Annotated in this window: 8 protein-coding genes; 7 read left to right on the top strand and 1 reads right to left on the bottom strand. The window is 65.6% G+C overall.

What is annotated here, in order from left to right; genetic code table 11:
* Positions 1-122 precede the first annotated feature (122 nt).
* From MZC64_RS37985 to MZC64_RS37975, 3 genes are all read left to right on the top strand, one after another.
* Positions 123-725, top strand: a complete 603-nt coding sequence (locus MZC64_RS37985) for an RNA polymerase sigma factor (protein ID WP_247764519.1) — start codon at positions 123-125, stop codon at positions 723-725.
* Complete coding sequence (locus MZC64_RS37980; RefSeq protein WP_247764518.1) at positions 725-3,157, top strand: GGDEF domain-containing phosphodiesterase; 2,433 nt, start codon at positions 725-727, stop codon at positions 3,155-3,157. The genes MZC64_RS37985 and MZC64_RS37980 overlap by 1 nt, the downstream gene beginning before the upstream one ends.
* A gap of 592 nt (positions 3,158-3,749) precedes the next feature.
* Positions 3,750-6,233, top strand: coding sequence for a tetratricopeptide repeat protein (locus MZC64_RS37975; RefSeq protein ID WP_247764517.1), 2,484 nt, complete (start codon positions 3,750-3,752; stop codon positions 6,231-6,233).
* 39 nt (positions 6,234-6,272) lie between these two features.
* On the opposite strand, the gene MZC64_RS37970 is transcribed toward MZC64_RS37975, so the two are convergent.
* Entirely contained in the window at positions 6,273-6,620 is a 348-nt protein-coding gene (locus MZC64_RS37970) for a hypothetical protein (protein WP_247764516.1), read from the bottom strand.
* Positions 6,621-8,172: 1,552 nt separating this feature from the next.
* On the opposite strand from MZC64_RS37970, the gene MZC64_RS37965 reads away from it, so the two are divergent.
* Genes MZC64_RS37965 through MZC64_RS37950 form a run of 4 tightly spaced genes read left to right on the top strand, consistent with a single transcriptional unit; the run spans position 8,173 to position 14,465 of the window.
* A complete protein-coding gene (locus MZC64_RS37965; RefSeq protein WP_247764515.1) occupies positions 8,173-9,603 on the top strand; it encodes a hypothetical protein in 1,431 nt (476 codons plus the stop codon).
* Positions 9,590-12,436 carry an ATP-binding protein gene (locus MZC64_RS37960; RefSeq protein ID WP_247764514.1) on the top strand — a complete coding sequence of 949 codons (2,847 nt, stop codon included), beginning with the start codon at positions 9,590-9,592 and terminating at the stop codon, positions 12,434-12,436. Before MZC64_RS37965 ends, MZC64_RS37960 begins: the two co-directional genes overlap by 14 nt.
* On the top strand, positions 12,433-14,052 hold the full coding sequence (locus MZC64_RS37955) for a DNA/RNA non-specific endonuclease (RefSeq protein ID WP_247764513.1): 1,620 nt from the start codon (positions 12,433-12,435) through the stop codon (positions 14,050-14,052). The genes MZC64_RS37960 and MZC64_RS37955 overlap by 4 nt, the downstream gene beginning before the upstream one ends.
* An 8-nt stretch (positions 14,053-14,060) precedes the next feature.
* Entirely contained in the window at positions 14,061-14,465 is a 405-nt protein-coding gene (locus MZC64_RS37950) for an immunity protein YezG family protein (protein ID WP_247764512.1), read from the top strand.
* Positions 14,466-15,081 lie beyond the last annotated feature (616 nt).

The following is a 15,081-nucleotide window of genomic DNA, read 5'->3' as shown; positions in this document are numbered from 1 at the left end:
CGGCGGCGGTCTGTCACACCGTCCTGCCCGTGCAGGCCGGCGTTGACGGTGCCGGAACGCGGCCGCGGTCTGCGGCATCAGGGCGTAGGGGATGGCCGGTTGCGAGGTCAGGGCGATGTTTCGTGAACGAGGATCGTCCCGAGGACCGTGCTCGCCAGGAGTTTTCCGCCTTCTACGAGGCCCATCACACCGAGCTGCAGATCATCGTCCGGTATCGCCTGCTGGGAGCTGGTGTGGTTAACCGGAATCCCGAGATCGCCGAGGACATCGTCGCCGAGGCGTTCCTGCGGTGCTGGAAAATGTGGGACCACCCGGTGGAATCCCGCAAGGGCTACCTGATCGCGATCGCGCGCAACCTGGTGAGCAGTGGCTATGCCGGCACACCGGAGGCATCACTGTCCGATCGGCATAGGCAGTGGATGGAGACCAGCGCCGGTCATGCCGTTGACCCGAATGTCCAGGCCGTCCTGCTGGAGCAGATTCCCAAGCTGCGGCCCCGGCTTCGCCAGGTCATCGCGCTGATCTTGCAAGGGCTGGAGCCCGAGGAGATCGCGGCTCAGCTGCAGATCAAGGTCACCACGGTTTATGACTACCGCAGCGAGGCCGTCGAAGCGCTGCGCACGGCGTTGCGCCGGGCAGAGACCGGCCCCAGTCGCGGGCGCACTGCGGCCCAGCGCCCGCCTAGAGCCCCACAACCTGACCGCGACCACAACGGAGGCGCCTGATGCGTGGACTCATCCAGCGTGTGCTGCGACGGATCCCTGGCACAGCGGCCTCCCGCCTAGAGCAGCTAGGCCAGCGGGTAGACACCGGTCTGGCCGATCTGAAGGCAGCCCTCGACAACACTCCCATCGATCAGAAGGCCAAGGCAGCCACACTGGCCGCGATCCTGGCAACGCCCAGAGACGAAAGCCCAGCAAGGACTGCCATGGAGACCGCAGGGGCCGAGGACGCTTCACTGCCTGCTTTACACGACCCCGAGAGCGCGCCGCGCAGTGTGGAGGACATCGGGAAGGAATGGCTGCAAGCCGCGGTCAAGGGCACCTACCTGCCCCACAGCGACGCGATGGTCCTGCAGAGCCTGACCGAGGCCGCGGGGCACGTGCGCACGCTCGTGCTGTCCGGCCACGCCGACCGCTCGGCCTATGACATCGGCTATCTGCTGGCCCATGACCTGCAACTGACCCCGGAATCGCTCGCGGCCATCCTCGCCTGCGCCCACGTCTGGATCAGCAGCCTGCAGCGCCACCACCGGAGTCCAGCCGACGCCGCGGGCATGGTGGTGGGAGAGCTGGTGCGCGGCACGATCTCAGGCACCCGAGAGCGCGTCTATCACGAACAACAAGGCGTGATGCAGGCCGTGCTCACCGCCCACCGACGCAAACTGAGCCCAGCCCTGACCGAAAGCAGTGTCTTCCGGTCCCGCCTCAAGAGAACAGCCGTGCCCATGGCCGCGCTCAGCCCACTCGGGGTGATCCAGGACGCCAACGAGGCCTTCACCCAGCTCATCCCCCGAGGAAACCCCATCGGCAAACTGCTGCGCGTGCTCGGACACACCTCAGCCGACCGTGAGGCACTGCACACGGCCCTGAACAAGGCCCTAGGCATGCCTGGGCAGCAGAGCTGGGTCGAGATCACCGTCGCTGGGACCAGCGCCACACCCCAGACCCTGATCGCTGTCGGACTGATCTATGACCCTGCCGACAGCGGCGGCGGCCTGCACCTGGTCGTGGACGACATGACCAGCCTGCAGCACTGGTCCCGACGCCCCCACCCGGGCAGCGCGCACGAGACGGTGACCGATCTGCCCAACCGGCGGCACTTCCTGGCCTCAGCCAAGCAGGAGATGGCCCTGTTCTCAGCCGACAGCTCGGTGGGCATCTGCGTGGTGCGCCTGGACAACCAACACGAGATCACCCGCAAACTTGGCCAAGCCGCCGCCGACACTGTCATCAACGCCGCCGCGCTCCGCATCATCGGCGCCATCGCCGATATCCGCGGTGCCTTCACCGCGCGGCTGGACGCCGCCAGTTTCGCGGTGCTGCTGCCGGTGCCGGATGCCTGGGTCGGAGTCATGGACACGGTCAAACGCATGATGGACTGGATTGCCGATCCGGTCACCGTGCGGCCCAGCGCCGACAAGGGAGCCGCCTCCGCGGGGCAGGTGGTGGAAATCTGCCCGCAGGTACGAATCTCGGTGGCCGAAGGCGACCCGGCTCGAGTCGAGGCTCACGACCTGCTCCAACGCGCAGAGAACGCGCTCAATGACGAACAGGAAGTCACGATCCGCTCCTCGTGCCCGATTGCCCGGCCCAACAGCAAGGAGCAGCGGGAGCACAACAGCAAGCTGATGGGCTTGCACCAGGCATGGGGTCTGGGGCAGATCCAGATCGCCTGGCACCCGGTAGCCCGTGTCGGTACCCGGATGCTGGCCGGTGTCCAGGCCACTGTGGAATGGAATCATCCCGACTTCGGCACGATCGGCATCGACGATCTGGTGGAGGAAGCCGACCAACTCAAGCTGGTCGGCGGCCTGCTCCCGTGGATCATCCAGCAGGCCGTGCACGACGGCGCCCGCTGGCGTCGGCGGTTCGGGCACACCGCCCCGTTCGTCCACATGCCGGTTCCCCTGCGCATGGCCGCGGATGAAGCTCTGCTGCACCATGTGCGCTCCGCACTGACCGACGCGGCGCTGGAGCCTGAGCATCTGCACCTGCAGTTGCCAGAGACGGCCATCATCGACGAGCAGGGCCAGGTGCACCCGATGCTGGAGCAGCTCTGCGCCACCGGCGTCAAAATCGCCATGACTGGTCTGGGCATCAACGCCCGGCGCCTGGACTGCCTGCCGAAAATGACTGTGGCCTCCGCGGTCATCCCACCGCAACTGACCGCGTTGCTCTCCCCGCTCGATATCGAGGGCTCTGGGACAGTCCAGGACGGGGCGGTCAGCCCGATGCGTGCACCCGCGGAACGGTTGATCCAGCTGTGCCGCGACCTCAACCAGCAGGTCACTGTCAGCGGTGTCACCGAGCAAACCCAGCTGCGGCAGGCACAACGACTCGGCGCGCGGCATGCCCAAGGCCCGTATTTCGGCGAGCCGCGCACCGCGGCGGACATCGAGGAGCTCCTGGAGAACCCGGTGGCCCTCGCCCTCTGAACACTCGCCCCACCCCCGGTGGTGCTGTTGTGGCTACGCGTCAGCACGGCAGCACCACCCGCACCGGCGTGCGGATCCGTTGCTGTGTAGTTGATCGGGGCACTGTGCTGTCCACATCGGACAGCACAGCAGGCCCAGGGTCGGAGGTGTGTGTCAGATGACGCACACCGTCAAACCCGACCCGAAGACGAAGTAGGAAGCCCCGCCTGCCGAGGACAGCGCGCCTACGACGACATTCCTGCTCCGAACGCAACCAGGGCAGCACAGGCCCGGGTACAGCTGCTGTGATGAAAGGCAGAACCTGTCCGTGTCCGAAACCCCCACCACCAACCCGCAGCCGCCGGCCAGTGAACCCACCCCCGGTGAGACTGACCTGGTTGCGCCCCACACTCTCAATCGCGCCGAGCGCATGCACGGAGTCCAAGGCGGATCCATCGGCACCGTCTACTACGAACAGAACACCTTCAACGCCCCAGGCCCGGTGATGCTCACCCGGCACTTCCTGGGGCCCCTCCCCCCAAGGGTGAGCGCCTTCCAACACCGGGCCGCCACTCAACAGCTCCAGGCAATCTCAGCCGAGCACGGTACGGCCGTGCTCGTCGGCGCCTGCTCCCACGTGTTGTGCGGCCTGGGCGGTGTCGGCAAGACCCAGATCGCCGCCGAGCACGCCCGCCGCCTCTGGGAGGCCGGGGACGTCGAGGTCGTGTTGTGGGTCAACGGCTCCTCCGCGGATGAGATCCGCAGCGCCTATGCGGTGGCCGCCGCCGCCGATCCCGGACCGGTACGGGCCCGCAAAGCCGGTCAGAGCACACAACGCATGGCCCAGATCTGGCTGGACTGGCTGACATCCACCACCACGCGCTGGCTGGTCGTGATTGACGATGTCCAGACAGCCACCGACCTCAATGGACTGTGGCCGCCCCATACGCCCACTGGACAGGTCGTGGTAACCAGCCGCCGCCGAGAATTCGAGTTCGACGGCGAAGGCCGCCACCTTATCCCGGTGGCACTGTTCACCGCCTGCGAGTCGCTGGACTTTCTCAATCGCCGCCTGGCCTTCTGCCCCGCCCGCGCCGACGGAGCAGCCGAACTCGCTCAGCAACTGCACCACCTGCCCCTGGCCTTGGCTCAGGCTGCGGCCTACATCCTCAAACGCCCCAGCATGACCTGCCGCACCTACCTACGGCGCTTCACCGACCGCCGCACCCGCCTGCGCGAACTCCTCCCCGCCCCTGGCGAACTGCCCGATGAACACCGCGACACCCTGGCCACCATCTGGGACCTGTCCATCGAACAAGCCAACAGCATGATCCCCACCGGCCTGGCCACCCCGCTGCTGGACATCGCCTGTCTGCTGGAGGCCAACGGCATCCCCGAAGCGCTGTTCACCACCCCCGCCGTCCTGAACCATCTACGGGCCCACACCGACAGCGACGTCACCGCGGACACCGCACTGGATGCCCTGGCCTGTCTGCACAGCCTGCACCTGATCACCCACGACGGCGACTCCACCCCACGCTGGATCCGCATTCACGCCCTGGTCCAGCGCGCCATCCGCGAAGCTCTGCCCACCGAAGGCCTCGCCACGGCTGCCACCGTGGCCGCCGACGCACTCCTGCAGATCTGGCCAGTGGCCGACCGTGATCCGCACACCGCCGCCGCGGCACTGCGCAGCAACGCCACCACTCTCATCGCCCACACCGAGGCGAGTTTGTGGAACTCGCACTGCCACCCGTTGCTGCTGCGCTACAACCTCAGCCTGGGGCAGAGCGGTCAGCTCCATACCGCCATCGGCCACGCCCGGCGCCTGCTGGATACCGCGCTCACCCAGCTGGGCACAGAGCACCTGAGCACCTTCGCCATCCGTGCGCGGCTGGCGCACTGGCGAGGTGAAGCCGACGACCCGGTCGGGGCCGCCCTGTCACTGCAGTTGCTGCTCAAGGACCGCACCACAGTTCTGGGGCCGCATCACCCCGACACCCTGGCCACCCGGCACAACCTGGCCAACCGCCGCGGCACCGCCGGAGACCACGCCGGAGCCGCCGCAGACTTCGCCTGGCTGCTACGGGATCGCATCCGCGCCCTCGGCACCGATCATCCCCACACCCTGAGCACCGTGAACAACCTCGCGTACTGGCAAGAGGAGGCGGGCGAATTGGATTCAGCGATCAGCACCTTCACGAAACTGCTCCGCACCCGCGAGCGCGTGCTGGGCGAGGACCACCCTGACACCTTGACCGCTCTGCGCAACCTCGCTTACGCCCAACGAGAAGCCGGGCAGTACCACCACGCCGTCACCACTCACCAGAGGTTGCTGACCCGCCTGGTTAACACCGGCGTCGCCCGCGACAGTGAGATCGTGGAGATCCGCTCAGACCTGGCCAGCTGCCTGGCCCAGACAGGCGACCATGCCACCGCGGCAGCGGGATTCGCCCGCCTGCTCCAGGACATCGAACCACTCCTGGGCCCGGATCACCCCGACACTCTGACCACCCGGCACAACTTGGCGCTGTGCCGCGGACACGCCGGAGACCTCACCACTGCGCTGGCCGAGCTGACCCAGCTTCTGATCCTGATGCAACAGGCGCCCGGTCCGAAACACCCGGACTGCCTGACCGTGCGGGCCAACCTCGCCGAGTTCCTCGGCCTCACCGGCGATCGGGCACGGGCGATCGCTCTGCTCCAGCCTCTGGCCGAGGACACGCAGAGCGTGTTCGGCCGCGGCCATCCCCTTGTGCTGGCCACACGATCCAACCTCGCCCACTGGCAGGCCAGCTCCGGAGCAGTCACCGAGGCGATCGCCACTCTCCAACACGCGCTGGATGACACCGTCGGAGCCCTCGGACCGGAGCACCCCAGCACGCTGACTACCCGATACAACCTTGCGCACTGGCTGGCCGAGTCCGGAGCCCACCCGGCTGCGGCCGCGATCCTCGGTGACGTGCTGCGCCGGCAGGAGGTGGCACTGGGCACGGGGCACCCGATGACCGAGGTCAGCCGAGCCCGGTTGGCTCAGATTCCCCGAGGACCACAGGACGACACACCAGAGCAGCGCAGCTGCTCGACGGCATCCTGAACGAACCAGCGTGGGTGTGGCGTCCTTGCTCGGGCTGCGTCAGTACTGCGGCTCGTGGTCCCGATCTTCCGGTGCCCGCAGCCGCAACGCCCCCCTCGGCACCAGGTTCTTGATCTCCAGCGGCGGCACCACTCCGCCCGGCCGCGCCGCCACGTAGTAGGACACCAGCCCCGCCCAGTACCCCTCCTCGGTCCGCAGCCACGCGTGCAGGGTGCCGGGGACCCGGCCGGTGAGCACCAGGCCCTGTTGCCGGATGAGCAGGCTGGCGGCGGTGCGGTCGCCCAGGAAGCCGTGCCGGTACAGCTCGTTGAGGTCCACCCAGACCGGTTTGCTGCGGTCGTAGACCCGGCCGAGGGAGGGAGCGAGTTGCACCGTTCGGTCGAACACGTGTGCGAGTCTGGATGACTAGGTAGATCGACAGCAAGCAGGAGGAGGCCGCACGCTGGCCGCAGTCTGACTTTGACGGCTGCTGGGGCTGTACCGGCCAGGCACCGCCCCTGCCGACAGCTGAGAAGGCACGGGCTGGTGAGGGGCAGGCTACGTCGGTCCCGGTCAGAGTGCGATCCATCCCCGCTGATTGAGCCGAATGGGTGCACCTGAGCGAGGCGGGTAACAGCGGTCGCGTCGGCTACGACGCACCGGGCGTACTGCAAGGCCCTCGCCGGTGCCCAGCCCCCCGAGGCGACGGCGAGGGCCTGCTTCGCCGCCACTGGCCCGCCTGCAGTCTGTGTCTGAGCGGCCGCTTGGCTCGCGCAACTCCAGCTATTCGCGGCCAGGCTGCTCGTGAACGGTTCCTGAGTTTCGGGTGGGACTGTTCCTCGACCCTGGCTGCCTGGCAACTTGCTAGTCGGCTGCCGGGTCATATCTGACCGGGTTCCTCCTGCTTGGCCCGCAGCGCGCTCCCTGCGCCTACAGCGGTCTCCGGTCAAGAATAATCGTGATTGGCGTCCTGCTACGACCACGCCTCAGCCTGTGCCGTCGGCTTGGCGATGGACTGCCGCCGACCTTCCGCTGCCACGACTGGTGAACGCTGCGGGCCGACCGCCCGCTGTCGGTGCTGAAGTCTCCATGCCGCCGAGGCCATCTGGTCTCGTTGTCTGATGTCGGCGCGGCGCCCGAGGTTGCAGCCTTCGAGGAGTACCAGCCGCGGCCGGCAAGACACTGTGTTTGGCGAACCGGGCTGGTTCCGCATGCGGTGCCAGGCACAGGTGCCCTGACACGTGGATGCATCGTGCACACCGCGTCATAGGTCGAGGCACCCGCAGTCTCGCTCTTGCGCGGCTACTCCACGTGCCCTTCCGGCTACCGGCCCTGCTGGCGGGCGACCCGGCGTCGCGAATGGGCTGAATGGGTGATGGCGCTACTTGCCGCGGCCGAACACCTTCGTGCTGGCACAGAGTGTCAGAACGGCCGCCTACAGTGACCACCACGTGAGAGGCAAGGGGAGGACTTCTCGGTGAGCAGCTCCATCACCGCCGACGGTCCCGGCGACCGTCAGCAGCAAAATCAGGCTGCACTCGCTCACGTGCTGTTCGACCCAGCCACTTCCAGCACGGAACGGTGGGGCTGGTTCCACATGGAGCGACCAGACCCACGCACGGCGGTGAGCGAGGAACTCGAGCCGCAGTGGCAAGAGCCCAACCGAGCAGAGATCGATCACCTCTCAGCCCGAGAAGCCCGGATCACCCTGGGCACCACGGCAGCAGGCGCCACCGCCTTCACCGTGGGAGTCGGGGGTGCGTTCGTTCACCTCGCCGCACTGGGAATCGCTGTCGTCGGGATTCCCCTCGCCGTCGGGATACACAGACTGGCCGCATGGCAGCTGGAGCGAGCATTCCGTGTTCGTGATGAGGCATACCGCGACTATCAGACCCACCACCAGGCATGGAAAGCCAGGCGTTCGGCCTTCTCCCAGGAACAGCAGCGTGTCCTGGACTCGATGAAGGAATGGTTCCCTTTCACGGCTTCCCGGTCCCAGCGCGTAGACGTCTTCGGAGGCACCCCGGAGGGCTGGTCCAGCCTGCTGGCTACGTTAGGGACCTCGCTGCTGGCCCAGGGCCAGGCACTGACGGTGCTGGATTTCACCGAGACCCACATCGCGCTCCCGCTGGCCCGCTTCACCCGCACGGTGGGGCTGCCAGTGCACGCCATCGGGCTACCGCGCACACTCGCCGACTCCGGCCTGCTCCAAGGCCTCCAAGGCGCGGAGATCGCCACGCTGGTGGCCGAGGCGCTCAGCGTGCTCAACCCCACGCCGCTGAGCCACACCGAGATCACCACCTACAGCGACCTGCTGATCGCAGTCACCGAATCCCTCGAACGCGGCTACACGTTCCGGCGGCTGGCCGCGGGCTTGCAGGTGCTGAGCAGCATTGCCCGCCCGGCAGATGAAGACTTCCCGCTCAGCCGGGAGGAAACCCGGGCGATCCTGTCCCGGCTGGGCACCGTGGGAGCATCACCCGCGGCAAACGACGCACTACGGCACTTGCGGCGACTGATCGCCGACCTGGCCGTTCACGAGACCCCGCCACCAGACAACGATGCCACCGCTGCGAGGGAGCCGCTGCGGCTGTGCCCGGCTCAGGGCCTGGTGGTCACCTACACCACTGGCGGTGACAGCACCAGCAAGGCGTTCCTGGATGCGCTGGTGCTACGGAGGCTGCAGCACCACCTCAGCAGCCAACAGCGGACCCCGGGACAGGACGTCGTCTTCCTCGCCGGTGCAGACCGCTTCAGTGCCCCCGTTCTGGACTCCCTCACCCGCGCGGCCCGCCGGGCCGAGGTCCGGCTGATCCTGCTCTTCGAGCAGCTGCACGAGCAACATCAGCACCTGCTGGGCAACCGCGACTCGGCCACGGTCCTCATGCGCCTGGGCAACGCCAAAGAAGCCACTATGGCCGCAGACAACATCGGGCGGGAGCACCGCTTCACCCTCACCCAGGTCTCCACCAGCACCGGGACTACCTATACCCACGGCACCTCGATCAACCACGGCGCACAGAAATCCACCTCCACCACCGACAGCACCGGCGATTCCAGCAACCGCCAGGCGTGGAGATGGACGGATGACTCCCACAGCCGCAACAGTTCACAGACTGAGGGGGCCTCGGAGTCCACCAGCTGGGGCAGCAGTGTCAGCGAGTCCACCGCCGAGGCCGAGACCACCGGCACCACCGAGACCCGCACCTACGAGCACACGGTCGAGCCGAGCACACTGCAGAACCTGCCACCCACCGCCTTCATCGTGATCGCCCCCGGCCCCGGCGGCCGGCTAGTGCAGGCCGGTGACTGCGACCCTGGCATCGCATTGCGCCCCACCACCCATATCGCCCGCCCCGCAGTCAGAAGGGGCGAACATGGACCAGCTTGAGACGATCCGCTTCTATCAGATCGACTCCACCCCGCAGCCCCCACGGGAACCCGGTGCCCAGGACCCGATCCCAGCGCAACTGTTTTCCGCGATCACCGCCGCACACGCGGAATTTCGCACTGGTGACGGCGACAGGGCACTGTTGGTCTCGGCGTGGCAGCGGAGACCCGGCGATCCGCGGATGCGTATCCTACTCGGCGGATCCCCTTACCTGCCTGCGGTCGGCGCCGAAGCACACAGTGCCGACAAGACGGTGCCAGTGCTGTACCCACCCGGCAGCCAAGGGCGTGCCCTCACAACAACAGAAGTGCTCGCCGACTGGCATCAATACGCCCACTGGGTGCACTGCCACGGCGAGCCGGATCCACTGTGGACACCCCAGGAATCGACGTCAGCCCCCGCTCCACGCCGGGGTGGTTTCGACGACTACGTCACGCATTTCCGTGACCCGTTCATCTGGCTCGTGCTGGCCCGGCCACGACCGTTGAAGCTCGTCGAAGACGAACTTCAGCACCTGCAGTTCAAGATCCCCGGATTGCGGGCCAACGAGGCTGATGAGCAGTCCCGCATCGAACTGCAGCGCAGCCAGGGCCGCTACCGGGAACTCTCCCGGGCCGTGGCCTCCGGCATGTGGGACCTCACCGTTCTCGTCGGAGCCCTGACAGCACCTGTCGCCCAGCGCGCCGCAGCGCTGCTGTGCAGCGCCAGTGACCTCGACGACCTGCCCTACATCCTCACTCCCGCACAACAGACCTGCCCCCCAGCCCTCGCGCTGGCATCAAGAGCCACGGCAACCGCTGCATCCTTCGCCGCGTCTGCCGAGATGCTCGCAGCACTGGCCCGGCCGCCGCGTAGGGAACTGCCCGGAATCCGCCTCATCGAAGCCCCTGACTTCGATGTCACACCCGAGCACATCGGCGAGATCGACCTCGGCGAGATCCTGGATGTCGCCAACCAGCCTGCGGGCCAGTTCACCGTCACTTCGCAGACGATCAACCGGCACACCTTCGTTGCCGGCGCCACCGGATCCGGCAAATCCCAGACCGTGCGCCACCTTCTCGAACAACTTCACAACGCCGGGGTGTCGTGGCTGGTCATCGAATCCGCCAAGGCCGAGTACGCCAGAATGGCTGGCCGCATCGGCGCTGACCAGGTCGCGGTGATTCGCCCCGGCGACCCCGATGCGATCCCCGTCTCCCTCAACCCCCTGGAACCCGAACCCGGCTTTCCACTCCAAACCCACATCGACCTCGTACGGGCACTGTTCCTGGCCGCTTTCGAGGCTACCGAACCGTTCCCGCAGGTTTTGTCCCACGCATTGACCCGCTGCTACACCGACCGCGGCTGGGATCCAGTGCTGAGCACGCCTGCCCGGCCTGGGACAGGCTTGACCTACCCGAGTCTGGGCGATTTGCAGCAGACCGCACGGCAGGTGGTCGGGAACATCGGCTACGGCAAGGAGATCACCGACAACGTCCGCGGCTTCATCGACGTCCGCATCGGATCTCTCCGCCAGGGCGCACCCGGCCGCTTCTTTGAGGGCGGGCACCCACTCGATGTTACCGACCTGCTGGGGCGCAACGTCGTGCTGGAGATCGAAGACATCGGCAGTGACCAGGACAAGGCCTTCGTCATTGGCGCAGTCCTGATCCGACTGTATGAGCACCTCCGCGTGCACCGCGTCGAGGCGGAGGGAACGGTCCCGCTGCAACACGTCACCGTCATCGAGGAAGCACACCGCCTGCTCAAACGGGTCGAACCAGGCAGCCCAGCCGCCCACGCTGTCGCGCTGTTCACCTCCCTTCTGGCAGAGATCCGCGCCTACGGCGAAGGCATCATCGTCGCCGAACAAATCCCCTCGAAGATCGTTCCCGATGTCATCAAGAACACCGCGCTTAAGATTGTCCACCGGCTTCCCGCAGCCGACGACCGCGAGGCTGTCGGCGCCACCATGAATCTCGACGACGCCCAATCTCGCCACATTGTCTCCCTGCCGCCGGGCCGCGCCGCAGCCTTCACCGATGGCATGGACCGCCCGATACGCATCGCGGTGCCCTTCGGTGAAACTCGTGAAGGCACCGCCGAGAGGATCCCAGTAGCGATCCGGCGCAGCCGGAGCGCTGCCTGCGGCCCCGAATGCAGCACCAAGCCCTGCGCACTACGCGAGATGAACCTCGCCAGCACATTTGCCGACGACCCACGCCTCATCCTGTGGATCGAACTGCTCACGATCGCCCACCTAGTGGGCAAGCCCGCGCCTCGCCCGGACAAGACGTGGCTCGACGACCTGGCTGGCCGCGCCGACCGCCGCACCGTCGAGTGCGCCATCTCTCACCGCGTGCAAGCCGCCATCGACAACCGCTACAGCGGACTTACCCAGTACTACCAACCCGAATCCCTCGCTCAACACCTCGCTACCGCGGCACTGTCCACCGTCGACGCGGCCGCACCACCGTGCGACGGCACTGAGGTCTGCTGGCAGGCTGGCCGCTACCGCTGGAGCGATGTCTTTCGAGCGCTCCGTGCACCAGATGTCCCCGTCTCTGCCCCGCATCCCGACACGGCGAGTTGGACGGACCGCGGTCTGTTCCTTAGCGGCACCACGACCGAGCAGCTAGCCCAGCTGCGCGAGCACCCGGACACCTGGCTCCCAACCCGCTCAACCATCACCGGCACTGCAGTGCCTCCGAGCTATGAGACCGCCGCGGCCCGTCTGAGCAAGGCAGGAAGCTCGGCTGATCGCTTCCTTGCCGCCACCGCCTTCCTGGGGTTCCGCACGACATGGCCACTGTTTGCCCTTGGCCTCAGTGATGGCACTGAGGATGCCCGATGAGCGCCGAGATCACCGAGACGGTGCCACTGGAGCCCCCGCGCCCACCGGACGCCGCCTCCGCCACGGGAGGACAGAACGATGGGTCGGCAATGCGTATTCGCGGCGACGCTGACCAGGTGCTCGACCAGGAGGAACCCCTCGATTCTGCGTCGGAACCCACAACCCTGGACGCTCAAGGGCCCAACGACGCCGAGCGGACCGAGGACCTCGAATCTGCCAATACCAGCGAGACGATCACCAGCGGTGACAATAACGACAATGACGAGTTGCTGACAGGCGAACAAGACCTGGAAGTGAACCTCGAATCCGACGACCCCGCCGCCGTGACCGAGCAGTCGAGCGACGATTCAGCCGTCGAATCAGACGAGAACACCACGAACCAGGCAGTCGGTGTGAGCGCGCCCGCGTCTTTCGTTGCCAGTGATGCTGGTGTTCCTGCGAATACTGGCGAAACCGCAGTCGTCGACGACGACGATCGCACCGCGGAACCTGCCGACGGGTCCGTCGACGAAACGAGCCAATCGGATGCCGTCGAGACGTCAGATTCTGGCGAGTTTGGTCGCGAGATCGATGGCGATCGCTCGGAAGTGGCAGGTGAGAATCCGGCGATGAATGACGATGATACTGCATTTGATGCAGATTTCGTCACGCTCCAAGATGTCGGTGGCATGGGCGGCGATTCGGTTGACGATGAACCGGCGGACAATCGCTTGGATGCGGAGGCGGTCTCTCGCGGCACTGAGAAGCTGATGAGTGGCGATGACGATGTAGCCGCAGTCGCTCACATTGACGAGGGTGGAGATCCGACCGAACGCGAATATCTACCCGAAGAGCGTCACGCAAACGGCCAGGCCGTAGTCGAGTCCGAAACTGAGAACCTTGCAACTAACCCTGAAGCGCCGCCGGTCGGACGCAGCGAAGGTGCTGGGGAAGGAGATAGTCACGACCAAGAATCCGGCGACCTCCGTGAGGTCAAAGTTGACCACAGTTCAAAGGTGAGTAATCAACCTGAAGAACTTGACTCAGGCAAATTCGATAGGCAAGGCGCTGGCGTGGATACCGTCAACAAGAACGAAGACGGGGTGCGGGCGCACGAATCCGGGAAGCCAGTCAGGGATGTGGTTAGCGGCGAGAAGGGTGCATGGAACAAGGAGTTGAACAAGCCGCTCCCAAATACGATATACCGGGTTGACGATCGGTCTACATATGAAACCGACGCTCAATCTCGAGTGATCAGAGTTGAAGGTCAAATTGGCTCGAATGCTGACGTGGCTGTCGGCGCACGAAACGCCTACCAGCAGCGGGTGGCAGGCAGGGCAGACAGACAATCCGGTGACGAAGGTGGTCACCTCATCGCGTCACGCCTGGGCGGCGCGGGCGAGGCGATCAACCTCGTTGCGATGTCGGATCAGCTTAACAGTCGAGGTCAACGTCGTTGGTATAATATGGAGTCGGAGATATCGCGCCAAGTCGAGAGCGGCGGCAGCGTAGACCTGACAATTATACCCAAGTATTCAATGGGCGGAGTTCGGCCGGATTCCTTCGATGTCACCTATCGCGTCACGGACAACGATGGGGTCGTGACGTCCCGTCAGATGCGCTTCAAGAATAGGTAGGATTAGATATGGACACTGTGGACGACCTGTATGGCCGGATCGGGCAAGCGCTGACCGAGGCGGCACCCACGGAATGGGATACGGCCCGAATCGTTGTTCGAATGCTTGCATCTCAGTCTCAAATCGATGTCACGTACTCGCTCCCGGAGGGTGGAACGACTTCAAGAGAGATCTCCTTCGATGCTCTTGATGTCTTCGAGGAAATTCGAGAACTGTTGGCGCTGCCGGGGAAGGGTGCCTGGTACACTGCCGTGTTTGAGATGAACCGTGAGGGAAAGTATAGGGTCGACTTTGACTACGATCGTCGGCCGGAGTTTGATTTTCATGTCGACGACGAAGACTATTTTGAGGATCTTGAACAATACCCGCGTGATCCTGCAACTATTCCTGCGTGGATGCCGAATCGCGCATGATTCGCCGAAAGTCGGTTGTGTCGGTCCATGATGACATTGTCGTTACGGTTACCGCAGGACGCGAACTTGACTGCTGTCGAGCTGGTTGGTATTTGCTTAGGCAGTAGGTCGCACCTATTCGACAGTCAGACGCCAACGTCCCGCATGCCCGTGGTCATTACATGGCGCGGCACCACAGTTACACCTCGGTGTCGGGATCAGTGCTAGTAGCCGTTGAAGAATCCGCGGTCAGGGAGCCTCAGTTTCGCTTGAGTAGCTGCAGTCAGCGTTCGGGCGTTGCGTAAGAGTGGTGCGGATCCCGGCCTGGGACGGCAGTTGCCGGCGTGTATTCGGGGAGTTGTGCTTCCACCTTCGCGACCGCGTACCTGAGAGGTGGCGCATGCGCAGGCCCACCACCTTGATGGTCGCGCCAAGTGGTGCGAAGTTGCCCCCACAGCACAGACCACGCCTCCCCAGGTTCTGCGCACTCCATGCATGCTCAGTAGTGGCTCTGCCTTGGACAGGAGCCGGACTGTCAACAGTCTCTGTCAGTTCTGGCGCTAGTGTCCTGCGCCTGAAATCCGCTGGCAATATCGTGCGAGTGAGTCGATGATCTCTTCGGCGGTCTTCTGCCACA

Origin of the sequence: Crossiella sp. S99.2, from assembly GCF_023094165.1 — a bacterium.
Lineage (GTDB): Bacteria > Actinomycetota > Actinomycetes > Mycobacteriales > Pseudonocardiaceae > Crossiella.
Note: the sequence above shows the minus strand (reverse complement) of the source record. Positions and strands in the feature narration are given on the sequence as shown.